The following is a 25,989-nucleotide window of genomic DNA, read 5'->3' on the forward strand; positions in this document are numbered from 1 at the left end:
TAATAAATTCAGAGCAAGGGAACCGGATAACCGCTTCTCTTGCTCTTCTTTTTTATACTTTGTCCGCATATCCTCTAGGGAAGCTTGCCAAGAAGAAGGGTCACGCCTTCGTACCAGGGTGAGGGAGGTCGAATGTGTGAGAAGAAAAAAGTGGGGGAGTCGGCGGATATCATTTCCATCCTTGTCGTCTTGGCCAAGGCCAAGAATGCGGCGTGTGTATAAAAAGTCTAAGCCGTTCAGAAACCACTACACACCTGCTAAAGCATCATGGAGCCGAACGCGTACACAAAATCCCAAGCCGCGGAGCAGACGAAAGTGGTGGCTTATTGCATCGCTGCTTTTTTTATTCGGGATGATTCAATTATTTCTGTATGTGGAGAGAAATTTAAAACCACCAATTATGCATTTGGCCCAAATTCGTGTGAAGCAAATTGCCACAGAAGCCATTAACAAGGCGATTACAAGTCAGGTTACTGAAGGAAAGCAGTTTGATAACTTAGTGAACTGGAAAACGGATAGCTCTGGGAAAGTGACCGGATTTATGTTGAATTATGCAGAGCATTTAAAGATCACATCATTTACCACTCAACTCGTGCAGGAAACGCTGGAAGCTATGCACCAAAGGAAAGAGCATATCCCGCTAGGGCAAGTATTGAAAAGTCCGATCATTGCATCCTTTGGTCCTCAGATCCCGGTTAAAATTGAACCACAGGGAGCTGTAAAGGTACAATTAGATACGAGACAGCAAGGAGCGGGCATCAATATGATTCTCGTCGAGGTGTACGTTCATATCGTGACAGAAGTGGCTGTTGTCGTTCCGTTTGATATGGAGCCTCAGGTTGTGGAAACCGATATTCCGATATCCTATCTCCTTGTCGTCGGGGACGTGCCTATGTATTATTATGATAATCAAGGCAGGCCGGTAGGAGAAAACAGCTCCAATGCTCCGAGCATTGCTCTCCCTCCTTTGAGTAAGTCGGAAGACAATGCTGCAACAGGTAATCAGAACACTCCTAATCCGGGGGTTTCTATACCAGCTCCGGACGGTCATGGAGGGGCAACTACTCCTGAAGAGAATGGTACCTCTACCAATGAGGATACAAGCATTCAGCCTTAATTCATAATTGATAAAAAAACGCATCCTTAGTCATTAGGATGCGTTTTTTTGCTTTTGCTTCTGCGTATGGCTTGTCGTTCTTCATTCTCCCAATGCTTGAGGAGCGGGTAAGGGTCAAACGACCATTCGGATAAGCCGGTATCACGATAGATGCCGTAGTGTAAATGAGGCGGGAATTTACCTTGGGTTCCGGGTTTCCCATATCCAGAGCTTCCAACCCAGCCAATGGTCTGACCAGGACTGACAACATCACCTGATTTAATGCTTTTGTCGAAGCCCTGCAGATGTGCGTAATAATGATAGTGATTGTTCAAATCGCGTATACCAATACGCCAACCACCATATTTATTCCATCCTTTAAGCTCTACTACACCGTAGCATGTGCTGCGTACAGTTACACCATAACCGGCGAACAAATCCGTTCCTTCATGGATCCTATATCCTCCCCAGCTGCGTCCCATTCCGAAGGTGCTGCGATAGGAGTAATTGTTGCCTACTGGAAGCGGGAATGAGTGATCAAACAAATCGAGCTTGCCAAATTTTTCGTACATTTTGGAATATTGCATGATCCGTTGAACTGCTCTGCTGTTCTGATAGTAGGACCATAATCCAATCGCAAAATCATCGGAAGAATGTCCGAAGGGCTGGAGTTTTGATGATATACTATATAGTAGGTCCATATTATTGTTAGGGTCAGCTTTACCATCTCCATCTCCATCTCTTCCCAGTCCAGAATATAGTTCTATGGTTGCTGGATAAGTATCTTCTTGGTTTGGATTTAGTGGACCTGTCCAAGCTGTAGATGGAACATAGATGCCAATAAGTCGCTCAGGATGTTTTCGATCTTTAGGATGTACTTTGGTTAAAGTCCGCTCATATTGATCAATAGCTGCAAGGCGATGCCAGGGAATCTGCGTCAATGTTGAGATGCGATCGTAAAGTGCTTTTCGAGATGCAAAGACATCGTTCGTCTTGTCGGATATATTTGTACTTGGTGTAGCTTTCTCGGTTAGGACAGCTTCTCCCTCAGCCGCAGCATAACTGGGCGCCATAAGAGAGGCGACTGTAACGGTTGTTATTGCCACAGTAGCCCAGCGGGTCTTATTCGCCAATAGGCTCCATTGTTGTCTTGATTTTGTCATGGTGTCCTGTCCTCCAGATCTTTGTTTTCAAAAATGCACGGACGTTGGTGCCTACCTTTAGGTTGAATCGAAATGTTGTTTTTTATCCATGCCGCACAAAGATGAATTCGATATCGATGAGGATAGGTAATCCTTAGATTTTCATGATATAATATGGAACAGTTAAATGGACTATCCAATTAAATTGAAAGAAGGTTTTCTTCTTGTCCAAAACTTCGAATAAACAATCCAAGCCGGACTGGATTAAGATCAAGCTTACAACGGGCGATAATTATAATGAAATTAAAAGTATGATGCGTTCCAAAACACTTCATACCGTTTGTGAAGAAGCGCGTTGCCCGAATATTTATGAGTGTTGGGCTAATCGTACTGCTACGTTTATGATTTTAGGAGATATATGCACAAGGGCATGTCGCTTTTGTGCAGTTAATACTGGTCTGCCGACAGAGCTCGACATGCAAGAGCCTGAACGTGTGGCTGAAGCAGCTGAACAGATGAATCTGCGTCACTGTGTTGTGACAAGTGTTGCACGGGATGATCTGAAAGACGGAGGAGCTTACATATTTGCGGAGACGGTTAAAGCCATTCGTAAACGGTTACCGTTATGTACGGTTGAAGTGCTGATTCCGGATTTTATGGGAAGTGCAGATGCGCTTCAGATTGTTATGGATGTAAAGCCAGATATTTTGAACCATAATATTGAAACAGTTGAGCGCATGTCTGATCGGGTCCGTGCAAAAGCGAAGTATGAAAGGTCCTTAGAATTGTTGAAGAGAGCCAAACAAATGCAACCTGATATTCCTACCAAGTCTAGTGTTATGCTGGGCGTGGGCGAGGAGTGGCATGAAATTTTGCAGGCAATGGATGATCTGAGAGCTGTGAATTGTGATATTATGACAATCGGTCAGTATTTACAGCCATCTCCAAAACATTTAAATGTTGAGAAGTATTATACACCTGATGAATTTGCGGTATTAAAAGAAGAAGGGCTTAAACGTGGATTTAGCCATGTGGAATCTGGTCCACTCGTACGCAGTTCTTATCATGCACATGAGCAGGTGAAATCGGCTGAACGCCGAAAGGAAGAAATTGTACGGTCTTAGCCGGGAAAGGCAGGGGAATCTTGTTTGATCGTTATCGGTAATAGAAGTTATGAAGTGCTTGAAGACCATAGAAATGGTTGGAATCCTGAAGCTTTCCGTGACAGATATAGTGAAGTTCTTGAGCGATATGATTATATCGTGGGGGATTGGGGATACAACCAACTGAGGCTGAAAGGATTTTATCGGGATAATCATCCAAAAGCAGCGAAAGATGTCCTATACTCAACGATGTCTGATTATATAAATGAATATTGTAATTTTGGATGTGCCTATTTTGTGCTCCAGAAGAGCAAGGAGATCAAGGATCCTAAAGAGCTTAAGGAATTAAAAGAGATGGAAGTTAAGGAACAGGAACTAAGGGCAGCGCGCGAAGCTTTGGAAAACGGTGAAGAAGATAGTCCAGCTGAAGATTCCGATAATTCTGAATTCTCGGAAAATCAGGAAAGAAAAGAACCTAAAGAGCATAAACCAAGCGTCCGTACGCATGAGTCCCCTACTGGGAAAGAAACAAAAGAATTCCGTGGAAAACGTGAGTTTAAAGAAGGAAGAGAAGGCAAGGACTCACGTCCGAACAAATCAAACAAACCTTGGAAAGAATCTAAACACCGAGAGCATCGGGAAAATAATGAGATTCGTGAACATCGGGACATGCGTCCAAAAGAAAAGAATCAACAAGAAGTTGAATAATGTTTAGAAAGAAAACAGCAGCTCCATAAAGGAACTGCTGTTTTTCTTTGTATTATTAAGGGACATTAAAAAAATACTGAACGATAAAATTACCCCAAGAAAGCGTCCCTTACACGATTCCAAAATGGAAAAGGGCGATACCTCGCAAAGCTAACCTTTTGCTCGGCCACCTGGCAACGGACCGAAATCAGATCATCGATTTGAAAATTGTTGTGATCGACCGTGAGTAATAAGCGTTGGTCTTTGCACGAGAAAATATCACAATGATGATGTTTCGGAAGAAGAAGGGGGGAGCCCAGTGTTCGGAATATTCGATTGTTGATTGAAGCAATCTCCGCGATTTGTAGTGCATCAATTGATGGATGAACCATAGCGCCCCCGACACTTTTGTTATATGCGGTGCTGCCAGAGGGGGTTGAAATGCAAATACCGTCACCTCTAAACATTTCAAAAGTAACGTCATTAATATCAACCTGGGCAACGACAGTACCATCCACACCTTTAAGCGTGAACTCATTAAGAGCAATATAAGAGGCAGTGCCCGATTTTTTATGAATTTCTAGTTGTACCAGCGGATATTGAACAATGCGCGGTTTAAGAATATTGGGATCTCCGATTCCGCTCATGAGATCAATTAGCTTTGGCAACTCGTCTGCTTTCCAATCGGCATAAAAACCGAGGTGACCTGTATGGACACCGACAAAAGCAAGGTCAGGAATACGGTCAATAAATGTGTGAAAAGCATGCAGCATCGTGCCATCTCCGCCAATGGAGACGACGATCTCAGGAGATTCAGCATCCAGTTCAAAGCCCCGCTGTTCCGCCAGCTTGTGAAATTGTTGACTCAATTCTACAGACAATGGGTCTCCGCGGTCTAGAACATAGTATCTCAAGTTGATAAGCTCCTTTTATAAGGTTATATATATCGATGATAATCAATAATGGAGAATAAAACAATGATCACCTTGGGAAATTACGGAACTTTCCCTTTAGTAGTCGAAGAACTTCCATGAATAGAAGGAAGCCGATGATACTTCCAAGCAATGTGCAAAATACAACCATAACATGGCTATACCCGTTGTAAGATATATCAGAAACACCATCCGGGATCAAGAGGGTCGTTGACGTCTTCCCCATAATGGGAGTCCAGAATATAAGAACCGCAACTACAGCTAATACACCATGAATCAAGCGGGCAACCATGAACGGTATATAACGAAGGTTGGTTGCATTTAGTATACTGGCGATCTGGGCATGAACGGAGAGTCCTCCCCAGGACAATATAAAGGCTGCAGCGGCTGCCTTGTATGCAAGGGGAATCATTTCTCCAGCTTCGCCAGCATAGCGGGCACCTAGAGTAACCTCAAAGAGTCCTCCGACCAATGCAGTTGAGAGTTGTTCAGGTATGCCAACAAGAGACAGGAGAGCATTTACGATTTGGTTTATAACAGGAATGACTCCTGCACGTGTCCATAGCTCTAGAAAAACGGAAAAGAATACAACTAGCCCTCCTACGACAATAATAAGCTGAAGGGAGGACTGCACTGCGTGTTTTATAAGCGTTCCGAGATCACGTCCATCTTCTTCTCTCGCTTTATGCATATTGCGAAGTGCTGTCTTGATCCGATTACCTTTGGGCAACTCAATAGATTGATCAAGCGCTGAACTGTTTTTTTGACCGTGGAACCGCATTAACAGTCCTACAATAAGCCCACTGCCGTAGTGTGCTAAAGCAAGAATTAACCCGATTCGCGGGTTATGAAAAAAGCCGATCGAAACGGCACCTATTAGAAAAATGGGATCGGAAGAGGTTGTAAAGGCAACCAGACGCTCTCCTTCATCTCGATTGACCATCTTTTGCTCCCATAATTTAGCTGTTAGTTTGGCACCAACGGGATAACCAGAAACATATCCCATGGCTGCTACAAAGCCGCCACTTCCTGGGATACGAAATAAGGGTTTCATTAAGGGGTCTAAGAGCGTTCCTATTAGGTGAACGACCCCGAAGCCGAGTAATACTTCTGAAATGACAAAGAAGGGGAAGAGTGACGGAAAGAGCACTTCCCACCAGATCTCGAGACCCCGAAGTGCCGATTGAAGCACAGCTTCAGGATAAACAGCCATCAGAATAATAACGCTGAATAATCCGGTTATTAGAAGGATCCAGCTGAGCTTTTTCATGGTCATAATATAAATGAACGCCCCCTGGGAAAATAGATAGTTGTGTAGATTTTACTTCATGTTCTTGTTCAATCTGTATGCTGAAAGTAGGACAAACAGTACAAAAAAGAGTTGGAAAGCGGTTACAAAAATGCTTTATTTTTGAGAACATTGTGCTATAATAAAACCATCAAAGCACATCTTTCGAATTATTTGGATGGAGTGATGATCATGAGCATAGTCGCAGGTATACTGGTTTGCGCCTTCGTTTATGTAATACGAGCCTCTCTCATCCATCAGGGTGAAGAGGATTGGCGCAGTTATTAATAAGTTCAGGGTGCTAAACTTTGTTTAGCGCCTTTTTTTGTTTGTTTTTTTTATTTTATGCGAATATGAAACCATGAAGGCTTCGTCATAGAAATATTAGGTATCTCTGATATAATAAAAATGACACAAGATTACATATTTTCAGATAGGAGATATATCAATGAACCCTAGCCTAAGCATTTACGAAAATCTAGGCGGCGCAGAAGGAATTCGTTCATTAGTCGAGGCTTTTTACCCGAGAGTTCAACAGAATGAACTGCTGGCACCTTTATTTCCGGAAGATATTATGCCGGTGATGGAAAAGCAGTATATGTTTTTAAGTCAATTTTTTGGTGGACCGGCCCTTTTCTCGGAAGCATATGGACATCCGATGATGAGAGCAAGACATCTTCATTTTCCAATTACAAATCGTCATGCAGATGAATGGCTTGCCTGTATGGCTGGAGCCCTTGAAGATATTGGCGTAGAGGATCTCATGCGTGAAGAGGTATTGAAACGCTTGTCTGGACCAGCCCGACATTTTGTGAATACGCCTTAAACACCTTAAATACCGCTTAAGTTGAAGACAACACCATGTGAAGGGATGTCATCAGTATGACTTTAGCTTTAGAACCTCTGTATACAATTACGGTTACATGCGGGAACTGCGAGAACTCATTTAAGACTTCAAGAGTACGACCAAGCTTCAAAAAAGCTGTAAGAACCGATACGGACTTTTGCGGTTATTACAAGAATGAAAATCCCGACTATTATGTAGTACGAGTCTGTCCTGAATGCGGGCTTGCTTCTACTGAAAATTCAGCGCATAGCTTGAATGAACGCCAGAAACAAGACTTCCGCTCAAAGATCGCAAGCCGGTGGATCCAGCGGGATTTTGGTGGACGTCGGAGTCTAGAGGATGCCCTTGAAGTATATAAACTGGCTCTCTTATGTGCTCAATGCATTGGGGAGAGGGAGAGAATTATTGCGAGTCTTTTGCATCATATAGCTTGGTTGTACCGCTATCAAGGCAATGAAGAGCAGGAACAACGCTTTTTGGCGCACAGCATGGAATCCTATATTCGGGTTTATGAGGTGGAAGGGGCAGGCGCGAATGATGCGCGGTTATTGTATTTGATTGGCGAGATCAACAGACGATTAGGTAAATACACGGATGCAGCTCAGTGGTTTTCACGTGTTATTCACGATAAAAAAATAATCGATGCAGCCATGATTCGAGCTTCGCGTGAGCAATGGACTGTTTTGCGTGAACAAATGCTTGCGGAGAAGATGGCCTTACCAGAAGAAATGAATACGAGCGGCAAATAACACTAAAAAGGCCCTTTAAAAAGGACCCTTGAAGCGATATAAGCATGTGATTGCATATGAACTGCCCTTTGTCAGCGAAGTTTTTGATCGGTAAGAATATAGTCACCATCACTGTCTAGGACAGTAACTTTGTTATGACAGCAGGGAAAGATGAGCAACTTTTTCTTGCCTTCTCGTACGCTGATCAGTTCTTTCGGCTTCATAGGAAGCAGAACATTGTCGCTGCCACAGAAGGGGCAGTTCTGTACATACACATCTCCAGTAATAATGTCATAAGGCCAGGCGTTTGAAAATGGAATCATGGTTTCTCCGGAGAATCACTTGACTGGTCTGACTTTTCAGACGAAGATTCCTGTTCTTTGGCAGCCAGTTCGGCGATTTTTTGCATCAGAATGTGCTGCGGCATATGCATAAGCTGTTCCAATGGAACGCCAAGCTGTTTGGATAAGGTTATTGCTGTTTCGGGCGATATTTGTAATGGTCGCATAGAAGTCTCCCTCCAACCTTTATTTTTTAAAGGATATAAATATAGTTATACACTTTAACACGATACCACACAAATTTAAACAGAAGAAAGGTGAAGACGATGAATAAGCCATTACAGCAAACATGGGATTTGGAATCCATATTTCCTGGAGGATCGCATTCTCCTGAATTTGCAGCGTTTTTGACGGCTCTTGAGAAAGAAGCGAAGGAACTGCGAGCAGCTGTTACAGCAGCTATAGTTCCAACTAATTTGAAGGAAGCAGAACCGCTTGAGCACATTCTATCTTTATTAGATCGTTGTGCGGCTAAGATTAGCGAAGCAGGTTCATTTGTCGGTTGTCTGGCAGCTCAGGATCAGAATGACAAAAAAGCGATCCAGTTATCAGGACGAATTACAACGTTGTCTGCTGACCTTCAAGGTGTATTAGCTAAATTCAATAATTTGCTTCGCGAAATTGACGATACGCTGTGGGAAGAGTGGACCTCAACTTCCAAGGTTGAGCCGTTGAAATTTATTTTAAATGAAAGTCGGAATCTGGCCCGCGAAAAAATGAATCCGGAGCTAGAGAGCTTGGCGCTTGAGCTCGCGATTGATGGATATCATGGGTGGGGAGAATTTTACGATACGATTGTAAGTAAAATTCAAATTCCTTTTGAAGAGAACGGAAAGACTGAAATGCTGTCAGCAGGCCAAGCATTTAATAAATTGCATAACCCGAATCGTGAAGTGAGACAAGAAATGTTCGAGAAATGGGAACAGGCTTGGACAGAGGCAGAAGACTACTGTGCTGATACATTGAATCACCTTGCGGGCTTCCGTTTGAATCTGTATCGTAATCGTGGATGGGATGATGTGCTTAAAGAACCGCTTGCGATTAACCGTATGTCTCGTGAAACCTTAGATATGATGTGGGCAGTTATTCAAGATACAAAGCCCGTACTTGTTGAGTATTTGAACCGCAAAGCGAAGCTTCTTGGCTTGGATGGTTTAAGCTGGACAGATGTTGAAGCGCCGATCCGGACATCCGTTTCAAAAGTGACCTATGATGAAGCTGCTGAGACGATTGTGGAACAATTCCGAAAATTCAGTCCTAAATTGGCTGAGTTCTCAGAAATGGCATTCGACAAAAACTGGATTGAAGTAGAGGATCGACAAGGAAAGCGTCCAGGAGGCTTTTGTACCTCTTTTCAAGAGAGTGATCAGACTAGAATTTTCATGACCTTTGGCGGCACAGCATCAAATGTATCCACATTGGCACATGAACTAGGTCATGCTTATCACCAATACCTAATGAGAGGGATACCTGTACTGAATCAGGATTATGCGATGAACGTTGCAGAAACGGCATCAACCTTCGCTGAGATGATTGTAGCGGATGCCCTTGTAAAAGCAGCTAAGGATAAAGAAGAGAAGCTTGCATTACTTGAAGAGAAAATTCAGAATAGCGTCGCATTCTTTATGAATATTCATGCTCGTTTCTTGTTTGAAACACGCTTCTATGACAAGCGAAAAGAAGGACTGCTGAGTGCAGGTGAAATTTCAGAACTGATGGAAGAAGCTCAGAAGGAAGCTTACTGCGGAGCGCTCTCTACATACCATCCTCATTTTTGGGCTTCCAAGCTGCATTTCTATAGCACAGGCGTACCTTTCTATAACTTCCCGTATACATTTGGCTATATGTTTAGTACGGGGCTCTATGTACGGGCACTAGAGGAAGGTAGTACATTTGCGGATAAATATGATGCGCTTTTGCGGGATACGGGTATTATGACCGTAGAAGAACTTGCAAAAAAACATCTTGATGTAGACCTAACTGGGCGTGAATTCTGGCAAAGTGCGGCTGATATGTGTATTTCGGATATTCAACAATTTTTGCAGATGACGAATCATTTGGCATAACTTGCAGAACATTGAATATATATCTGGTAAAAGAAGTCCTTAGGGACTTCTTTTTTTGTCGCAAAAAATAAAATATTATCGAAATTCTGAAATAATTGATATGGAAAATATGAAAAAATAGTAATAAATACCCAATTATGTTGAATGTTGTTGATGAGTCCAATTTTTTGGCTTATAATGAGTCATAAGCCCTATATAAAGGGAGTGCAATGAAAAATTAAGGGGGTATGAAATGATTAAATTAGATCAACTATCGCTGGTAAGGCAATTAGATTTAGTATTTAAGGAGTTAGAAAATGAATTATCAGGACTATCTTCGGGTACTGTATTCGTGCAAATACGAAATAATACGATCGGTAAATTTGGTATCCGTCATAACCCGCTTACCGGACGTAATGGTGTGATGGCTCCAGTTGTAGATGGATTGAACAAAGATCAACTATCATCCTTCCGAGCCATGGCACTTGAGAGTCTGAAGCATAAAAGGCATTGGACACATGGAGAAATAAGCTATGATTTTACGGTGAGACAAGGACTCATAATTGTAGATGCCGTGCTTGAATCGAACTATAATATGGCGAACTTAATGATCCGATACTCTAGAATGAGTGTTTCCGAAGCTGCTTCGGAGTCCTGATATGTACTGTTTCTTTTTTGTGTGACTGTAAAAATACATAACAGAAAAGAGGCGATCTTTGGGGAGAAGATCGCCTCTTTCTTTATCAGAAGAACAGATCAACTACAGGTTCGAACGACCTGATAATTGTTGCTCTGCGATTTGTACCAGACGTTTAGTGATGTATCCTCCCAAAGAACCAGTCTCACGGGAAGTGTAGTTACCCATATAACCGTCTTGTGGAATAGATACGCCCAATTCTTGTGCTGCTTCATACTTCAATTGTTGAAGTGCAGCATTTGCTTGGGGAACGACCAGATTGTTAGAACGGCTTCCGCTTCTGCGGTTTTGTCCTCCTTGACCCATACCCATGTTTGTCACCTCCTTTTCGCGTTGTATGAAGTTATTATGGTTGAAAGAAGAGAATCTCATGCGTATAGATTCAAACATGATTATTGGTAAATAATAGATAAAAAGAGGGCGGACAATAAGAAAAAGGAGCCATCCCGCAAGATACTAGATCTTGTGGGACAGCTCCTTAATGATATGCCATATAATCAGTCCGTAATGACTGGATAGTGGATTTGTAATTTTGTATGAAGTTCGACCGTTTGTCCTGGCTCCAAGTTGATCAGGCCTGTCACCTCATTCGGTAAGTCTAGGTTTGGTGCGTTAGGAAGCCAAGTATAAGGTTCGATACATAAGAATTGATCAGCTATTCCTTTAGTATATAGCACCCAATTTTTAAAGTAGGAGCGATCTGCTGAGTATTGGATTGCATATCCGTCATTTCTAGTGAGAAATGCCTCGGCTGGTTGACCTTCAGGGATTTTAAATATTGTATCCAGATCAGAATGTTTCAAATTGAATCCCGTATTCAATGTGTCTAGATCACCGAGAGAAGAGAACTCTCCGGTGGGGAGAAGCTGATCATCTAGCGTGTAAATGCCTTCGACCGGTAGTTTTAGAGTCCATTGATCGGGCTGGCCGTCTAACAGAAACCACGTATGGTAACCCATTCCAAACGGAATGGAACGCTTACCCTTGTTAGTAACATGCAGATGCTGGTGTAACTCCGAACCCTGTAATCGGAAAGTCATTTGCAGTTTTAATGGTTCTGGCATTTGAGCACTCCAGCGTGGGTCATCAGAAGAAGAGAACTCCGTGGTTACTGCGCAGCCTTCATCATCTTCCTCAATGTCGCTTACACACCATGCTTGGGTGCGGTGAAGTCCGTGGATATGATTTTCGTTTGCTGTATTTTGATCAAATTGATAGCTGGCACCATCATATTCAAAACGGCCCTTAGCAATTCGTCCAGGCGGAATTAGAATCGGCATGCCGAAATGATATGGTTTCTGTAAATAGAAAGCCAGCTCACTTTCATCAGGTTTCCGGAGCACGTCGCGCTTTTCTTGTAGGTCTTTTATTTCGATGACATTGTTACCGAGACGCGGAAGGAGTGTCACCTCTAAACGTCCAGTGTTTAAGATATAGGTGTCGTAACCATTCCATTGTCCTTTGGTCACTTGATTCATATCGAAGCTCCTTTACCACAATAATCAATAGTAGATGATTAACCCCATCATAACAGATTTTACGAACAGACGTAAAAAAAATGCTTGAATCGAAACAATGTATTCAAAAAAATTCAAAGTCAGGAGCGTCTTTTTTTGGCTTTTATCATAAAGCCCCAGCCTATATTGAATACGGATAAAATAGCGAACGCAATTGCTATAAATGCATTATAACTAATTGAAATGGCTGCGGCAGTTAACAATATGATGGATGAAATAGAAAACCAAAGTGACAACCCCTTGCTCATGTAAAAAACCTCCAGTATTTTGTAATTTAATAAATAGTATAAGGTTACGAGAACGAGACATAATAAGTTTGCAAGCTTGCACTGGAACACAGACCTATTCAGTGAAGGGAGATTAGATTAACATGGCACAAAGAGGTTCCCGCAGTAATAACCTGGTAGTACCACAAGCAAATGCAGCTCTGCAACAGCTTAAAATGGAGGCTGCTCAAGAGTTGGGCGTTACCATTCCACAGGATGGATACATGGGTCATTATACTTCCCGTGAAAATGGCTCACTTGGTGGTTATATCACAAAACGTCTGGTACAAATCGCTGAACAGTCCCTTTCTGGACGCAACTCGTAATTACGTTTTCATAAAGTCTTGTCTAGCTCGAAGCAGAGATGCTTCGGGCTTTTTGATATGTAAACACCCTAAAACGTCAACAGTAATTCTTAGACAAATTGTGCCTTACTGGAAGGGGAAACGTCAAGCCGAAAAACCGACATGGAATGTCACCGAATTGTCATATTGAAAGAATGAATTACGAAGGATTTGGCAACACTTTTTCATGCCGATATGATAAACTTTATAGCGGAGGCAAACTTCCTCCATAACGAAAGTACAAGGAGGAACGTTGAAACGTGGAAAATCATATGAGTTACCAGGCTCCTTCAGATTCTGCTACACTTGCTTCCGCAAGATCTAAGCCGCCCGAAAAAACGGGAACCTGGAAAGAATTTATAGCTGTGACGAAACCCGGGATCATCCGGTCTAACTTAATAGCGGCTTTTGCCGGATTTTGGCTTGCGTCCCAGTGGGACATACAAATTGGTTTAATGATCATGACACTTCTCGGAACCGTATTAGTTATGGCTTCGTCTTGTGTTTTTAACAATTATTTTGACCGAGATCTAGACATGAAGATGGAACGGACACGCAAGCGCTCGCTTCCTACAGGACGCCTAACACCGAAAGTGGTATTGTGGTACGCCATCATCTTAGGTGTTGTTGGCCTAGCAATGCTGTTTATTTTCTCCGGTGTACTTGCTGGTATATTTGGTATCGTTGGTATGTTCGTATATGTTGTTATCTACACCCTTTGGCTTAAACGCAGCTCAACATGGAGTACGTCTGTAGGTGCAATATCTGGAGCAATGCCACCGGTTATAGGATATGTAGCTGTTACACAAACGGTGGATATGGGCGCTTGGTTGCTGTTTGCTTTGCTGTTCCTGTGGCAGCCACCTCATTTCTGGGCGCTAGGTATTCGCCGAGTTGAAGATTACCGTGCTGCTGGATTTCCGTTGCTTCCGGTAGTGAAAGGTATTAAAAGAACTAAGATTCAAATGATTCCTTATGTTGCATTGCTGGTTCCGTTGCCTATTTTGATGTATGTGTACGGATATACCGGAATCTTCTTTCTTATTATCTCACTGCTGCTATCTGTCACCTGGTTGTACATTTCCATTAAAGGTTTTCGTGCAAAAGATGATGAAGTTTGGTCGAGAAAAGTATTCTTGTTCTCCATTAACTATCTGACGTTGAGTTTGATTGTTCTCGTTCTCGACACAGTTCATTAATAGACTGTTCTATCCCATATATATAATATAGGTGATGAAGGGAGAACGAGTTTCGATGACGTCGTTCAAGCGGTATAAATGGACTTGGCTGCTGCTAATCGTGTGTGTAATCACTGCAGTGGTTCTTGTGTATAATGCATTAGGAATAGGCAAAAGTAAGTTCCCTGTTGTTGGACAGGTTGCTGACTTTACGATGGAAAATGTGGATGGGGAAAAAGTAAGCAGGGATGATACCAAGGGGAAAGTGCGGTTGATGTACTTTTACTTTACTAGTTGCCCGGATGTTTGTCCTGTAACGACATTTCTACTATCCCAGGTTCAGAATGAGCTGAAGAAGGATGGTACATTCGGTAAAGATGTAAGTTTTGTCTCCATCTCATTTGATCCCGTCACAGATACACGTGAGAAAATAAAGGAATTCGGTGATCGCTTCTTTGCTGATTACAGCGGATGGTATTTCCTTCGTGGTGATCAGGAAAAAACTCGTGATCTGATGCAAGGTTCATTTAAAATTCCGCTACTGGGCAAGGATTCGACTAATTTTACCCACGGCAATTATATAGCTTTGGTCGACCGGGAGAACAATATCCGAAAAATGTACAATGCTGGGGATCCTGATACTGTACAGATCGAAGAGATTGTGAAAGATGCCAAAGCTTTGGCGAAAGAATAGAATAAAAAGCGTTTGAACCGTTTTGTTGATGGTTCAAACGCTTTTTTATTCTGTCAATATTTTAGTAAGGGACTGGAGGAGGATAAATAATAAATTCCTCGAGACCCGCCTTTTCGAGTTGAGCGATCAGATATTCATCCGGTGTGCCCTCAACTCCAGCATATCCCCGTCGTGTGTAAATATGTGTGGCATCTGGAAAAACATCGCGCAATGCTCCACGGATTTTTTTGCCGGAACTATCATTATCCATAAACAGATACACTTCTTGATCTTTAACCTGCTTATATAAAGAATCCAGCTTAAGTGTGTTTAGTGTTCCGAACGTGCAAAGAATTGTAATATCAGGAGTTACCAATCGACGAAGCCTGCTTCGGTCGTTTTTGCCTTCTACGATAATGAATATCGACATATGTGTCACCTCTGTCATAATACGGCATGCAACATCGAAATTCCCCGGGAAATGTTTAAGTTGAGTTATGTGGATCTGAGTTATATATAGTTTAACTTGTAAGCTGGACTTCATGCAAAAAAGAAAACGGCCTTCTGAGGAAGGCCGCCGTATAGGGTGATTATTTTAGCAGAAGGTGGAGAGGATGATAACCAACAAAATGTAGAGTACCAGAATCAGACCTACAGAAGAACAAGGATTAACCATTGGTTTACAACATTGTTTATGGACGTGACTCATTTGTCTTCACTCCTTATTTAATCGTAGTGGTCATTTGCCACATTGTATACTATGTGAAAATACCCAGGTGGACTGTGTTTTGGCCTATCTTGGAACTTTTTGGGCTGAAAGAAGAGTTGTGATGCTGTTAAAGGTTCACCCCTGCTGGGGTATCGATAGGTTGAGTTTTATTCGGACGTGGCAAAAGCAAAAGAATGATCATTAGCATGATAAAAGCAATGAAGTAGGGCGAGATCACATTTCTTAATTGTCCTGCAGTTATGGGGCCGACAAAGGAGCCAATCGACATAGCAATGGATTGATAAGAGAACACTCTCCCCAGTCTCCCACCTCCGCTAAGCTCAATGAACAAGGAAGAAAGAGCAGGGAATAGAAGACCTTTTGCTATGCCCAGCATAAATAAAATCACGACAAGTGGAAGTTGATCTACCGCTGCCAGAGCGTAAAAGCTAAGTGCAAGTCCGAGAACGCCAGCTGCTACTCTCTTGCCAGGAGAATAATGATTTAGGAAAAGCATACTGAGTGTGACTAAAGCGCCAAGACTAACACAGGAAAACAGAAGACCCGTAGACATGATACTCGCCTGCCCGTTTGCCCGAAGTGGGATTTCAAAGAACAGAATACCCTGTGAACATGCGATGGCAAAAGGAATAAGATAGAGACGTAGACTGAAAGGAAATGGATCGCTTGTTTCATGCTTAACTTCTTCGGCACGTTGTGAATAAGACTGGGTGGAAGGCTTGGGAATAGTCAAATAAGCCATAATCCCCGTGAAAATCAACACCCATCCCAAACTTGTAAAGGTACCTGAAAACCCCACTTTTGCCACGATAAACGCGCCCGCAGCTGGAGATAACACAGAAGCAAGTGTATGAATAACGCCATGCCCCGACATATATTTTCCCTGAGTTACGGGATCCTTAGAAAGTGAAGCGAGAAGAGCAAGACAAGCAGGTGATAGAAAGGCTAGTACAAAGCCACTGATCGAACGGAGAACAAGCAACTGCCAGGGCATCTGCACATGTGCTTGCAGCAACAGTATCACACCAGCGGCAGTCAAACTGAAGATGATATAACGCCGGCTCCCTTTTTTATCAATTAATCTTCCGGCAAGCAAATTGCCTGGAAGATGAGTTAAGGCGTAAATGCCCATCATCCATCCGATGAATGTTGGAGCGGCACCGAGCGAAATGGCGAACGGTGTGAGAACCGGATACTGGGCATGCAGATCAAAGAAGGCAAGAAACAAGAACATGTACAACCAAATCGCTGTTTTCAAATAAGCACCTCCTACCCCGTATTTAAGACAGGTTATGTTCTACTTGTACGCCTAAGATGCCAAGCTTATACCTTAATTTCTTGGAAAGAGGTCTTGCTGACACTGAGAAGGGGAATCATGTATAATCTAAAGGAACGGTTTAAGTTTGTCGCAGACAGTGAAATGGATAGGGGCGAAGGATTATGGATGCACAGGTATGGTTGGAATTTCTAAAGCAAAATTGGCTGGTAATTGTTGTTGCTTTGATCGTGCTGTTTATTGTGATTAACTTAGTCAAAACAGTTATTAAGTGGGCGCTAGTAGTTCTTATAGTCGGGGGATTGATCATCTACAGTGGTATCTCCTTGGACCAGATTGGTGATGTAGTGACCACAGTGAAGAACGAAGCAGTTGACACCGTTAAATCCGAAGCTATGAACATCATGATGAAAGAAGCAAAAGAAGCAAAATATACATCAAACGGTGATGGGACATTTACGGTCAAAACTCCGAATCTTGAACTCAAGGGAAAGAGTGGATCAACCGAAGTGGAAGTGAATTTCAAAGGTTTACCGGTAGGTAAATGGGATATGAACGAAACCATTCAGGAGTTCATTGGACAAGCAAAGAAAAATAATAACAGCTAAGAAGCTAGTCAGCAGGAAGGAGGGGTTCCTATGATATCAGCATGGAACGACAGTCTGCGGGAAGGTAACGGTGTTACCATCCTGCTACTGTGTATAGTAGCCTTTTCTTTAATACAAGGCTGGAATCGCGGAGCTTCTCGTTCTGTAGGGAAGCTTACCTTTTTTATTGGGGGAGCTATACTTCGGATAGTCAGTATAGCTATGTCTGTTCCATTTACGCTTTGGCTGTCTCCAAAAGTATCTGTGTGGCTTGAATCGTTAGGTAGTCGGATTCCCGATCGAGAACTTAAATTAGGGGAGCAAATATACTATACATTTGTGAATTCCATGGCGGATTTTCCACTACTTCGCTTTGGGGTTCTCTTTATGATCAGTTATAGTCTGATTATATTTATCCTTCGTCTGTTGGTGTCGTTGACGATAGGAGGGCGACTGGGATTGTTTGGTTCTAGAGATGAGAAGCCAGCAACAGTTGCTAGTCGTATGGCCGGAGCAGGAATTGGTGTGGTGATGGGGGCTGTACGAGGAATTATCGTTATTGCGATCCTTTTTATATGGGTTAGTCTTTATCCTGATCATTCATTCAGTCGTTATGTAGAGTCATCTCCAGTATATAAACAAGGAGCACAGGCGGTTATCGAGCCTCTATCCGGTTCTCTGATTCGAGAAAAATTGCCTGTATTTACTCAGTCTGTTCAAGAAGAACTAAATGGAATTATGCAACAGAAGTATGAGGTTGTGGATCACGCGATTCCAGAAGGAATTGAGCAGACTGCTGCTCATGTTGTAAAGGGAGCAGAAACAGACGAGGAAAAGGCTCGTAAACTTTATGATTGGGTTGGAACAAGGGTCTCTTATGATTATGATAAAGTTAAATTGTACGAAGAGCAGAGGATTTGGCGTGAACAAACCCCTCAGGATACCTATGATACAAGATCCGGTGTGTGCATCGATTATGCTAGACTTTATGCTATGATGGCTCGATCCCAAGATTTAAAGGTTCGTGTCGTTACAGGACGGGGATACGACGGCCAGGGCAGTTACGGACCTCATGCTTGGAATGAGGTTTACTTGCGTGAGAAACAGCAGTGGATACCGCTTGACCCAACGTGGGCGCAAAGCGGGAACTGGTTTAACTCACCTCGATTTAATGAAACACATATCAAAGAGCATGTACTGAGTTTTTAGCGATGAGGCTAGAAACCCGTAAATTAGCTATGTCACTTTGTGGAAAGATGAATCATGAATAAGGTTTATGTTAAGATGATTTTATGTGAAAGTGAACAAAGGAGAGAAGACAACTTTGAAAGGTTTTAAATCGGACAAACGGAAGCAGGATGAAGGAGATGCCGGGAGTCAATTTAATCTAAGGATTAACTTGTTCTTTTTCAGTACGTTTATTATATTTTGTGTCATCATTGTCCGACTTGCGTTCTTGCAGTTCGTGGAAGGTCCTGAACTGACGGAGCAGGAAACGGGTGGGCGGACGAAGAACTTTCCGCTGCAGCCGATCCGTGGAAGCATCATTGATGCATCGGGTACACCGCTGGCTTACTCTAAGCCTTCCAACGCGCTTTATGTTACGCTGCTCAAGAACTATAACAGTCAGACGGAGAAAGGGAGAGAGAATCTTCCTGAGATTGAAGCATTTGCCGAGAAAATGTATGAGGTGTTTGAGAAGCATGGCGCTGCAGATGCTGAAGAGCTGACTGTGGAAGATATTATCGAGAGACTGGATCTTGATTCTAAGAAACAGGGTGGGTATGAACCACGGAGAATCAAGGGAGAACTCACGGATGATGAAGTTGCTTACTTTATTGAGAATAAAGATGATTTTCCAGGTGTAGAGATCGTTGAAGAGAATGTGCGGTATTATGATGAGGATACTGTGGCCGTGCAAACGATTGGGTACTTGAAAGAGTTTAAAGGTGCTAAGACTAAAGAGAAATATAAGGAAATTGACGAAGCGAATAAGGACCAGAAGGACCCGGGTCTGAAATATACGGAAACTGAATGGGTTGGGTACGATGGTTTGGAAATGATGTTCCAGGATGAACTTCGTGGGAAGAATGGGTACATGAGTATTCCGATCAATCCGCAAAATATGATTGATGGTACGCCAACCCTTGTTGCACCTGAGAAGGGGAATGATGTATACACTACCATTCATAAAGAAATTCAAATGAAAGCAGAGCAAGCGGTAGTGGATCAGCTGGAATGGCTACGTACCACTCCATTCTCGGGTCGAACTCACCAAGATGCAAAAACGGGTTATGCCGTTGCGATGGAAGTAGATACTGGTAACATTGTTGCTATGGTAAGTATTCCTGACTATGACCCGAACGTATGGAAGGATGGGGCTGATCAAGAGGAATGGGATAAGGTCACTTCCTCCATGGGAAATGGTACAATCAGTCCTTATAGCTCGGGCCGTTCTGCTAACAATTTGGAGTCCGTTCTGCTGCTTGGTTCTACGGTAAAGCCTTTAAGCGTTCTGATTGGACTGAACGAAGGATTTTTCGGTGTGAATAGTTATTATTATGACAAAGGGTATGCGGAATTTGGTGGAGATAAAACGAAAGTTCGTAACTCACAGTCGAAAGCTTTTGGATTGATTGACCCAGCACTTGCGCTTCAAAACTCCTCTAACGCCTTTATGATTGATATGGTGGGTAAACAGCTGTTCAATAAATACGGTGCCGAGGGTATAAATGTATGGGATAAATACATGAAGGAATTCGGACTTGGCGTTTCTACGGAAGTTGGGCTTCCAGGTGAATTTCTAGGTACGATCGAATACACCAATATTGAGCAAGCGGGTAGTCCGCTCGCTGCATTGGCCTTTGCTTCGTTTGGCCAATCAGGTAAATATTCCACGATGCAATTGGCACAGTATGCCACAACACTCGCTAATCGTGGAGTCCGTATCAAACCGCAGTTGGTTAGCGAAATCAAGGATCAGGAAGGTAACGTCGTTAAGAAATTTGAACGTGAAGTTCTAAATGAAGTGACGTTCCCTGATGAGTACTGGGATGAAGTTATCAAGGGGATGAACACACAAGTGCCTTCATTTGCTGACTTCGGTTATGATTTTGCTCGTAAGACAGGTACATCCCAGCAGGATGTATACATCAACGGCAAGAGAATCCAAACCGATAACGGGGTATTTATCGGGTTCGCTCCAAGGGAAAATCCGAAACTCGCAGTAGCTGTTATTATCCCAGAAGGTGGATTTGGTGCTTATAGTGCTGCACCTGTAGCTCGTAAAATCTTTGATGCGTACGATGAAGTATACGGTTTAGACGGCACGCCGCATCCTAAAAACACTGAAACTAGCGATGAGAATGCAAGTGATGCTGGAAGTACAGAATAAATCTCTAGGTTACAAAAACTAAAAAGCAGGTTGGGACTTGATCCTGGCCTGCTTTTATTTTGAGATAAACAGGTTTTTATCGGACAGTAATCACTCCTTTATCAGTTGGTAAAAGGCAAAGTAATCGTTTCTGATAGGTCCGAGTGTAAGGGTGAAAAGGTTTGTGGTAAAATGGCGTTATGTTTAAACAAGAGATCAGACCTAGAGGGGGATAAAGTCATGAATCATAAATATAAGCTACTGGCATTGGATATGGACGGGACATTGCTTCAGGATGATAACGAAATTTCTTCGGAAACTGTGAAATGGATTAAAGAGGCAGTTCGTCATGGAGTTCATGTATGCTTGTCTACAGGTCGTGCATTTTCGAGTGCATATCCTTACGCTCAGCAACTGGAACTTACAACCCCGATGATTACGGTGAATGGTAGTGAAGTATGGCGTGCACCATATGATTTATACCGCCGGGCATTGCTTGATGTAGAACTCGTTCGAAAAATGCATGCTATTGCAGAAGAAACTGACTCGTGGTTTTGGGCGTATACGGTGGATACGTTATATAACAGGGAAACATGGACGGGCGATATCGAAAATCAAGAATGGTTGAAGTTTGGTTATCATAATGATAATGATGATGTGCGTCATCATATTCTAATGAAACTTCAAGAACTGGATGGTCTTGAGATTACCAATTCATCACCATATAATTTCGAGATTAATCCAAAGGGTATCAACAAGGCAGAGGGGATTAAGCAAGTTTGTGAGCTTCTTGGACTTCAAATGTCTCAGGTAGTCGCTGTAGGTGATAGCCTTAATGATTTAGCGGCTATTCAACAGGCTGGTTTGGGTGTTGCTATGGGAAATGCACAGCAGACCGTCAAGGATGAGGCAGATGTAGTCGTAGCAAGCAACAACGATGACGGTATTGTCCAGGTTATTCGCGATTATATTTTGTGCGGGGAGTGATCGTTTAGCGTGGATATACTAGGTTGGATTATCGTTATTGCACTATTCGTGGTCGGAATGGCCGGGGCTATTTATCCGATTCTACCGGGTGTAGTAGCCATTTATTTAGCATTGTTCGTTTATGGCTGGTTCTTTACGTTTGAGCATTATAGCACCATGTTCTGGATTATTCAGACATTGATCTTGATCGTTCTGTTTATTGCCGATTACGCAGTAAATGCTTGGGGAGTTAAGAAACTAGGTGGATCCAAAGCTTCCATCTGGGGAAGTACCATTGGTTTGATTGTGGGTCCATTTGTTATTCCGGCCTTTGGTCTGATTATCGGGCCATTCATCGGAGCATTTATTGGTGAGATCTTGGCTGGATCTAATCCTGGAAAATCGGTTAAAGTAGGATTGGGATCGGTGCTCGGTCTGTTTAGTAGCATCGTCGTTAAAATCGTTCTGCAGCTTGCCATGATTATTATATTCTTTATTTGGATTTTTTAAGGCGTAAACTGCATTAGTGGTCGCCTATTGGAAGAAAGAAGGGTACTTACTTGTCAAAGAAAGAGACTTTCATCAGAGGTACAATCATACTTGCCGCAGCTGCATTGGTGGCCAGAGTATTGGGATTGGCTCAGCGGATACCGCTGGAGCATTTGCTTAATAACGTAGGGGATGCTTCCTTTACGATTGCCAATAATGTGTATTTAATGCTGTTGGCTCTGGCAACGGCAGGTATACCAAGCACACTTAGTAAAATGGTGTCTGAACGGTATGCATTGAATAAACCATCAGAAGCAAAACGAATTTACCAGGCGGCACTCTTCTTTTCCGCTGGTGCTGGGGTTGTCATGACGCTCTTGCTGTATTTCGTAGCGCCGTATTACGCTACCTATGTCGCAGAGGTGCCTGAATCAGCAGCGGCTATTCAGGCTTTGGCACCAGCATTGTTACTCTTCCCAACAATTGCAATGATGCGCGGTTATTTTCAGGGAAGAAACTTTATGACCGCAGGTGGAGTATCGCAAATCGTTGAGCAAATTGCTCGTGTCTTAACGGGGATTGGGCTTGCATATATTCTCGTGCGCATGGGCTATGATGATACCTGGGTAGCAGCGGGTGCTTCTTTCGGTGGAGTGCTGGGAAGTGTAGCTGCATTTGGTGTAATGATCTTTTTTGCGATGAAGCTACGTCGTCAAGATCGTGAACTAAAGCTGCCTGGACCTGATAAGTCGATACCACTTGGCGGAATTTACAAAGCCATCTTTACTTTGTCGATTCCAATCGTGCTATCATCTCTTGCCGTTCCTGCTATCAATTTTATTGATGGTTCGATCGTTAAGCCGCTATTAACCGGTGAAATAGGTGCTGAAGAGGCTACAGCAGCTCTTGCGGTGTTGGGTACACGAGCTCAAAGTATAGCAGGTATCCCTCCAATCCTAGCCATTGCACTTAGTCAATCTTTGATACCTATTATTTCTGCTGCCTTTGCCAGAAAAGATCAGGATCATTTACAGCGCCAAGTAACGCTTGCGCTCAAAATATCTATTTTGACAGGGATGCCTATTGTTCTCGCTTTGGTATCTGCATCATACTCCGTTAATGGTCTGCTGTTTAGCTCTCTTAATGGCAGCGGGATTATTGCGATGCTCACCTTCGGGACAATATTCCAAATTACTATGATGACATCTGGATCTATCTTGCTTGGGATCGGAAAAGCTAAGATTTCTATGGTTCACGTTATGATTGGTATTATTATCAAGCTGGTTGCAAGTGTGCTGCTTGCTCCGTTATTCGGGATATACGGGATTATCGGTGCAACGTCACTTTGTTTCCTTGTCATTACGGCACTTAACTTACGTGCGATTAAAGCGATTGTTCCGTTCTCTATCCTGGGTTCACGCTGGACAGGCTTTATTATTACGGTGCTGGTGTCTGTAGGTACGGGATATGTAGTGAATCAATTAGGAAACCAACTGGTAGACTATATACCGGCTCGGATTGCCTTCTTTATTACTTGTTTATTGGTTGGGGCAGTCGTTGTGGTTATCTATTTAGTTCTTCTTATCATGCTCGGTGTACTGCGACAGTCAGAGCTTTCGAGCTATCCACGGTTGTTGCAAAAGCTGTTCCGCCCACTCATGCGTCTTCAGCCATCACGCTTACGCGAACGTGGTTAGGATCTCATTATAATGACAATAAAACGGTTCTCCTTTAAAGGAGAACCGTTTTATTGTATGGGTAAGCTTTCATCATTTCAGAACGTATCTAATAAATTCTTAGCTTAGACGTATGTCCATATCGTGAGTAAAAGCGATTCGTTCGAGCCCAGACCGATGTGCATGGGTCATATCAACAAGGAATGGCCGGATAGGCTTACTTAAATGGCGCAGCATTGTGGGCTCCTGGAACCAATCAAAGCGGGGAATAGGCTCATATTCGGTATCATGCCATACGCTCTCGAGTAAAGGGCTGTACAGACGGTGATTGACTGGTAGCCATTCAGATTGCAATAATTCATTGCTTTCTTCAAGAGAGTTCATAGCTTGATCAGGTTTGGTGGTAAATAATGCTGGCCAGTATTCTGCACGGGACCCCAAATGGGGAGTGCTCAGAGCAAACTGAAGAACACCTTGATAAATATCCTCATAACCGAATAACATGGCATACAGCGATTTACCGATCTTAATTCGACTCGATAGACTGTTAAAATGACTTAAGCTCATACCAACTAAGGGCCGAAGAGGGAGAATTCGGTCTTTGAATAGATTACCTTTACACTGAACTTCACCCAGTGGGAAGATAATTTGATTCAATCGCATAAGCTCATGTAGTCGAAAAGAAGGATGATCTAGAACATGTTTACGAAAATAAGGATGTTGTACGACACGATCTTCTATATAATTTTGTTCATTAATAATTAAGGCGACAGACAACAGGCTGCTGTTCCGATCGATCCAAAATCGATCCCAGAACGGAGTCATAAATGCCGAGACATGAAAATAGGGAAGCAGATGAAAATAGCTCCGTTCCATTTGCTTGCTGTGTTTATATAGAAGCAATTGTGGGTAAGCATCCTGAAATATAAGAGCATTGCAGCGCTCAAGAAAACGGTACAAGTGATATTTAAAGTCGTTGTCGGTTAAGTCAGACATGAGCCCACTCTTAATGTCTGACATATTCCAGCCACCATTTCTTGACACCATGTGAGCAAGAAATGCCCAGTGTATTTCGGGATATTCCCTGTAAAGATCTAGATATGCACGTGTTCGTGTTATATTACTTAGATTAGCATCGGCTACGGCTTCATGAATTTGTTTCACAAGTTGAAGTTCAGGTTCGGATAAATCTAATTCGTTTCCATCCGAAGGATCCTTAGGTATAGGTTCTAATTTCATGGTTTGACCGTAGCGTTCCCGCTGGCAGCCCTCGGCTGTCTTATCAAGCAGACGCGAGATACTTCTTGTTGCACCTTCATTCCAAGTTAGAGTTTTTCGGCGTCGCCTGAGCTCACTGGATGCTGTCCAAGAAGCAGTAAAGCCGCTGATAGCTTCGGAAGCTGCCCGAGGAATAGAACGCAGCAACGACCAGATGGATCGCTGGCGAGTATTACAATCTTCGGAATGGCTCATAAGGCACCTTCTTTCCTAAATGTCAGTGAACCTAAAGTCAGTATGCCTTTAAAATTTGACTTCCACTCAACATTTTGCTCTACTTAGGATGAACGAATTCAGACGGAAGGGGAGATTCTCTTGGAAAAGATTACTTCAGAAGCAGAGTTTCAGGTATCTATTCAATCTCCAAGATTGACGATAGCTGTATTTAAGGCAGATTGGTGCGTTGATTGTAGATTCATCGATCCGTTTATGCCAGAAGTAGAGACTAAATATTCCGATCGATTAACATTGGTTGAAGTCGATGTTGAACAGGTAGGCGACGTAAGCCAGCAGCAAAACATTCTGGGTATACCAAGTTTCGTAGCATACACAGATGGTCGTGAACTGGTCCGTTTTGTAAATAAACTTCGCAAGTCACGGGAAGAGATTGAGTCTTTTCTTGATCGCGCTTTAGAGGTATATAACTCGATCCACAAGTAAAAATATCACACCGCTCGCCTTGATCAAGGTCAGCGGTGTTTTAATTTTTGAACATTTTGTCACAATCGGT

The 25,989-nt window shown here is 42.8% G+C and carries 29 protein-coding genes; 18 read left to right on the plus strand and 11 right to left on the minus strand.

Annotated elements, in window-relative coordinates; translation table 11 throughout:
• The first annotated feature begins 136 nt into the window (after nucleotides 1-136).
• On the plus strand, nucleotides 137-1,117 hold the full coding sequence (yunB, locus tag ACFQV5_RS04705; protein ID WP_379244144.1) for a sporulation protein YunB: 981 nt from the start codon (nucleotides 137-139) through the stop codon (nucleotides 1,115-1,117).
• 26 nt (nucleotides 1,118-1,143) lie between these two features.
• Here the strand turns inward: yunB and ACFQV5_RS04710 are convergent, their stop codons facing one another.
• Nucleotides 1,144-2,259: a M23 family metallopeptidase gene (locus ACFQV5_RS04710; protein ID WP_379244146.1), complete on the minus strand. Its 1,116-nt coding sequence runs from the start codon at nucleotides 2,257-2,259 to the stop codon at nucleotides 1,144-1,146.
• 203 nt (nucleotides 2,260-2,462) lie between these two features.
• Here ACFQV5_RS04710 and lipA point away from each other — a divergent pair, with 203 nt between their 5' ends.
• A complete protein-coding gene (lipA, locus tag ACFQV5_RS04715; RefSeq protein ID WP_379244148.1) occupies nucleotides 2,463-3,362 on the plus strand; it encodes a lipoyl synthase in 900 nt (299 codons plus the stop codon).
• Nucleotides 3,363-3,386: 24 nt separating this feature from the next.
• Nucleotides 3,387-4,049 (plus strand): YutD family protein, encoded by a 663-nt coding sequence (locus ACFQV5_RS04720; protein WP_379244150.1) that lies wholly within the window; start codon nucleotides 3,387-3,389, stop codon nucleotides 4,047-4,049.
• Between the two features lie 89 nt (nucleotides 4,050-4,138).
• Here ACFQV5_RS04720 and ACFQV5_RS04725 read toward each other — a convergent pair whose 3' ends face one another.
• Together ACFQV5_RS04725 and ylbJ are read right to left on the minus strand one after the other, a co-directional pair.
• A complete protein-coding gene (locus ACFQV5_RS04725) occupies nucleotides 4,139-4,942 on the minus strand; it encodes an NAD kinase (protein ID WP_379244152.1) in 804 nt (267 codons plus the stop codon).
• Between the two features lie 67 nt (nucleotides 4,943-5,009).
• Entirely contained in the window at nucleotides 5,010-6,236 is a 1,227-nt protein-coding gene (gene ylbJ / locus ACFQV5_RS04730) for a sporulation integral membrane protein YlbJ (protein ID WP_379244155.1), read from the minus strand.
• Between the two features lie 460 nt (nucleotides 6,237-6,696).
• Between ylbJ and ACFQV5_RS04735 the strand changes: the two genes are divergently transcribed.
• Together ACFQV5_RS04735 and ACFQV5_RS04740 are read left to right on the plus strand one after the other, a co-directional pair.
• Nucleotides 6,697-7,074 carry a globin domain-containing protein gene (locus ACFQV5_RS04735; RefSeq protein WP_379244157.1) on the plus strand — a complete coding sequence of 126 codons (378 nt, stop codon included), beginning with the start codon at nucleotides 6,697-6,699 and terminating at the stop codon, nucleotides 7,072-7,074.
• A 56-nt stretch (nucleotides 7,075-7,130) separates the two neighbouring features.
• Nucleotides 7,131-7,844 (plus strand): DUF2225 domain-containing protein, encoded by a 714-nt coding sequence (locus ACFQV5_RS04740; protein WP_379244159.1) that lies wholly within the window; start codon nucleotides 7,131-7,133, stop codon nucleotides 7,842-7,844.
• A gap of 71 nt (nucleotides 7,845-7,915) precedes the next feature.
• Here the strand turns inward: ACFQV5_RS04740 and ACFQV5_RS04745 are convergent, their stop codons facing one another.
• Both ACFQV5_RS04745 and ACFQV5_RS04750 read right to left on the minus strand, forming a co-directional pair.
• Nucleotides 7,916-8,146, minus strand: a complete 231-nt coding sequence (locus ACFQV5_RS04745; protein ID WP_379244161.1) for a hypothetical protein — start codon at nucleotides 8,144-8,146, stop codon at nucleotides 7,916-7,918.
• Nucleotides 8,143-8,331: a YycC family protein gene (locus ACFQV5_RS04750; protein ID WP_379244163.1), complete on the minus strand. Its 189-nt coding sequence runs from the start codon at nucleotides 8,329-8,331 to the stop codon at nucleotides 8,143-8,145. The genes ACFQV5_RS04745 and ACFQV5_RS04750 overlap by 4 nt, the downstream gene beginning before the upstream one ends.
• Before the next feature lie 99 nt (nucleotides 8,332-8,430).
• Between ACFQV5_RS04750 and ACFQV5_RS04755 the strand changes: the two genes are divergently transcribed.
• Both ACFQV5_RS04755 and ACFQV5_RS04760 read left to right on the plus strand, forming a co-directional pair.
• Nucleotides 8,431-10,230, plus strand: a complete 1,800-nt coding sequence (locus ACFQV5_RS04755; protein ID WP_379244165.1) for a M3 family oligoendopeptidase — start codon at nucleotides 8,431-8,433, stop codon at nucleotides 10,228-10,230.
• 232 nt (nucleotides 10,231-10,462) lie between these two features.
• Nucleotides 10,463-10,867, plus strand: a complete 405-nt coding sequence (locus ACFQV5_RS04760; protein ID WP_379244167.1) for an O-methyltransferase — start codon at nucleotides 10,463-10,465, stop codon at nucleotides 10,865-10,867.
• 102 nt (nucleotides 10,868-10,969) lie between these two features.
• On the opposite strand, the gene ACFQV5_RS04765 is transcribed toward ACFQV5_RS04760, so the two are convergent.
• The 3 genes from ACFQV5_RS04765 to ACFQV5_RS04775 form a co-directional block, all read right to left on the minus strand.
• Nucleotides 10,970-11,212 (minus strand): alpha/beta-type small acid-soluble spore protein, encoded by a 243-nt coding sequence (locus ACFQV5_RS04765; protein ID WP_379244504.1) that lies wholly within the window; start codon nucleotides 11,210-11,212, stop codon nucleotides 10,970-10,972.
• Nucleotides 11,213-11,403: 191 nt separating this feature from the next.
• On the minus strand, nucleotides 11,404-12,384 hold the full coding sequence (locus ACFQV5_RS04770; RefSeq protein WP_379244169.1) for an aldose 1-epimerase: 981 nt from the start codon (nucleotides 12,382-12,384) through the stop codon (nucleotides 11,404-11,406).
• Nucleotides 12,385-12,503: 119 nt separating this feature from the next.
• Nucleotides 12,504-12,671 (minus strand): hypothetical protein, encoded by a 168-nt coding sequence (locus ACFQV5_RS04775; RefSeq protein WP_379244171.1) that lies wholly within the window; start codon nucleotides 12,669-12,671, stop codon nucleotides 12,504-12,506.
• Between the two features lie 122 nt (nucleotides 12,672-12,793).
• Here ACFQV5_RS04775 and ACFQV5_RS04780 point away from each other — a divergent pair, with 122 nt between their 5' ends.
• From ACFQV5_RS04780 to ACFQV5_RS04790, 3 genes are all read left to right on the plus strand, one after another.
• On the plus strand, nucleotides 12,794-13,015 hold the full coding sequence (locus ACFQV5_RS04780; RefSeq protein ID WP_208917820.1) for an alpha/beta-type small acid-soluble spore protein: 222 nt from the start codon (nucleotides 12,794-12,796) through the stop codon (nucleotides 13,013-13,015).
• Nucleotides 13,016-13,293: 278 nt separating this feature from the next.
• Nucleotides 13,294-14,232 (plus strand): heme o synthase, encoded by a 939-nt coding sequence (gene cyoE, locus ACFQV5_RS04785; protein WP_379244173.1) that lies wholly within the window; start codon nucleotides 13,294-13,296, stop codon nucleotides 14,230-14,232.
• A 55-nt stretch (nucleotides 14,233-14,287) separates the two neighbouring features.
• Complete coding sequence (locus ACFQV5_RS04790) at nucleotides 14,288-14,905, plus strand: SCO family protein (protein WP_379244175.1); 618 nt, start codon at nucleotides 14,288-14,290, stop codon at nucleotides 14,903-14,905.
• 61 nt (nucleotides 14,906-14,966) lie between these two features.
• Here the strand turns inward: ACFQV5_RS04790 and ACFQV5_RS04795 are convergent, their stop codons facing one another.
• Entirely contained in the window at nucleotides 14,967-15,314 is a 348-nt protein-coding gene (locus ACFQV5_RS04795; RefSeq protein WP_379244177.1) for a toprim domain-containing protein, read from the minus strand.
• Nucleotides 15,315-15,470: 156 nt separating this feature from the next.
• On the opposite strand from ACFQV5_RS04795, the gene ACFQV5_RS04800 reads away from it, so the two are divergent.
• Complete coding sequence (locus ACFQV5_RS04800) at nucleotides 15,471-15,614, plus strand: hypothetical protein (RefSeq protein ID WP_379244179.1); 144 nt, start codon at nucleotides 15,471-15,473, stop codon at nucleotides 15,612-15,614.
• Between the two features lie 106 nt (nucleotides 15,615-15,720).
• Here the strand turns inward: ACFQV5_RS04800 and ACFQV5_RS04805 are convergent, their stop codons facing one another.
• Entirely contained in the window at nucleotides 15,721-16,872 is a 1,152-nt protein-coding gene (locus ACFQV5_RS04805; protein ID WP_379244181.1) for an MFS transporter, read from the minus strand.
• 182 nt (nucleotides 16,873-17,054) lie between these two features.
• Between ACFQV5_RS04805 and ACFQV5_RS04810 the strand changes: the two genes are divergently transcribed.
• The 6 genes from ACFQV5_RS04810 (at nucleotide 17,055) to ACFQV5_RS04835 (ending at nucleotide 24,002) form a co-directional block, all read left to right on the plus strand.
• On the plus strand, nucleotides 17,055-17,498 hold the full coding sequence (locus ACFQV5_RS04810) for a hypothetical protein (protein WP_379244183.1): 444 nt from the start codon (nucleotides 17,055-17,057) through the stop codon (nucleotides 17,496-17,498).
• A 30-nt stretch (nucleotides 17,499-17,528) separates the two neighbouring features.
• Complete coding sequence (locus ACFQV5_RS04815) at nucleotides 17,529-18,686, plus strand: transglutaminase domain-containing protein (RefSeq protein WP_379244185.1); 1,158 nt, start codon at nucleotides 17,529-17,531, stop codon at nucleotides 18,684-18,686.
• Between the two features lie 115 nt (nucleotides 18,687-18,801).
• A complete protein-coding gene (locus ACFQV5_RS04820) occupies nucleotides 18,802-20,871 on the plus strand; it encodes a peptidoglycan D,D-transpeptidase FtsI family protein (RefSeq protein WP_379244187.1) in 2,070 nt (689 codons plus the stop codon).
• Nucleotides 20,872-21,090: 219 nt separating this feature from the next.
• On the plus strand, nucleotides 21,091-21,837 hold the full coding sequence (locus ACFQV5_RS04825) for a Cof-type HAD-IIB family hydrolase (RefSeq protein WP_379244189.1): 747 nt from the start codon (nucleotides 21,091-21,093) through the stop codon (nucleotides 21,835-21,837).
• Between the two features lie 9 nt (nucleotides 21,838-21,846).
• Complete coding sequence (locus tag ACFQV5_RS04830; protein WP_379244191.1) at nucleotides 21,847-22,326, plus strand: DUF456 domain-containing protein; 480 nt, start codon at nucleotides 21,847-21,849, stop codon at nucleotides 22,324-22,326.
• Nucleotides 22,327-22,376: 50 nt separating this feature from the next.
• Entirely contained in the window at nucleotides 22,377-24,002 is a 1,626-nt protein-coding gene (locus tag ACFQV5_RS04835; RefSeq protein ID WP_379244193.1) for a putative polysaccharide biosynthesis protein, read from the plus strand.
• Between the two features lie 99 nt (nucleotides 24,003-24,101).
• On the opposite strand, the gene ACFQV5_RS04840 is transcribed toward ACFQV5_RS04835, so the two are convergent.
• A complete protein-coding gene (locus ACFQV5_RS04840; protein WP_379244195.1) occupies nucleotides 24,102-25,454 on the minus strand; it encodes a DUF2515 family protein in 1,353 nt (450 codons plus the stop codon).
• 120 nt (nucleotides 25,455-25,574) lie between these two features.
• On the opposite strand from ACFQV5_RS04840, the gene ACFQV5_RS04845 reads away from it, so the two are divergent.
• Entirely contained in the window at nucleotides 25,575-25,919 is a 345-nt protein-coding gene (locus ACFQV5_RS04845; RefSeq protein WP_379244197.1) for a thioredoxin family protein, read from the plus strand.
• Nucleotides 25,920-25,989 lie beyond the last annotated feature (70 nt).

The organism is Paenibacillus sp. GCM10028914, assembly GCF_042666275.1.
Lineage (GTDB): Bacteria > Bacillota > Bacilli > Paenibacillales > Paenibacillaceae > Paenibacillus_AQ.

Coding starts and splice junctions, on each gene's coding strand:
- ACFQV5_RS04710 (WP_379244146.1), bottom strand. CDS start 2,259: ATGACAAAATCAAGACAACAATGGAGCCTATTGGCGAATAAGACCCGC.
- ylbJ (WP_379244155.1), bottom strand. CDS start 6,236: ATGACCATGAAAAAGCTCAGCTGGATCCTTCTAATAACCGGATTATTC.
- ACFQV5_RS04735 (WP_379244157.1), top strand. CDS start 6,697: ATGAACCCTAGCCTAAGCATTTACGAAAATCTAGGCGGCGCAGAAGGA.
- ACFQV5_RS04740 (WP_379244159.1), top strand. CDS start 7,131: ATGACTTTAGCTTTAGAACCTCTGTATACAATTACGGTTACATGCGGG.
- ACFQV5_RS04745 (WP_379244161.1), bottom strand. CDS start 8,146: ATGATTCCATTTTCAAACGCCTGGCCTTATGACATTATTACTGGAGAT.
- ACFQV5_RS04750 (WP_379244163.1), bottom strand. CDS start 8,331: ATGCGACCATTACAAATATCGCCCGAAACAGCAATAACCTTATCCAAA.
- ACFQV5_RS04755 (WP_379244165.1), top strand. CDS start 8,431: ATGAATAAGCCATTACAGCAAACATGGGATTTGGAATCCATATTTCCT.
- ACFQV5_RS04760 (WP_379244167.1), top strand. CDS start 10,463: ATGATTAAATTAGATCAACTATCGCTGGTAAGGCAATTAGATTTAGTA.
- ACFQV5_RS04765 (WP_379244504.1), bottom strand. CDS start 11,212: ATGGGTCAAGGAGGACAAAACCGCAGAAGCGGAAGCCGTTCTAACAAT.
- ACFQV5_RS04770 (WP_379244169.1), bottom strand. CDS start 12,384: ATGAATCAAGTGACCAAAGGACAATGGAATGGTTACGACACCTATATC.
- ACFQV5_RS04775 (WP_379244171.1), bottom strand. CDS start 12,671: ATGAGCAAGGGGTTGTCACTTTGGTTTTCTATTTCATCCATCATATTG.
- ACFQV5_RS04780 (WP_208917820.1), top strand. CDS start 12,794: ATGGCACAAAGAGGTTCCCGCAGTAATAACCTGGTAGTACCACAAGCA.
- ACFQV5_RS04790 (WP_379244175.1), top strand. CDS start 14,288: ATGACGTCGTTCAAGCGGTATAAATGGACTTGGCTGCTGCTAATCGTG.
- ACFQV5_RS04795 (WP_379244177.1), bottom strand. CDS start 15,314: ATGTCGATATTCATTATCGTAGAAGGCAAAAACGACCGAAGCAGGCTT.
- ACFQV5_RS04810 (WP_379244183.1), top strand. CDS start 17,055: ATGGATGCACAGGTATGGTTGGAATTTCTAAAGCAAAATTGGCTGGTA.
- ACFQV5_RS04815 (WP_379244185.1), top strand. CDS start 17,529: ATGATATCAGCATGGAACGACAGTCTGCGGGAAGGTAACGGTGTTACC.
- ACFQV5_RS04825 (WP_379244189.1), top strand. CDS start 21,091: ATGAATCATAAATATAAGCTACTGGCATTGGATATGGACGGGACATTG.
- ACFQV5_RS04840 (WP_379244195.1), bottom strand. CDS start 25,454: ATGAGCCATTCCGAAGATTGTAATACTCGCCAGCGATCCATCTGGTCG.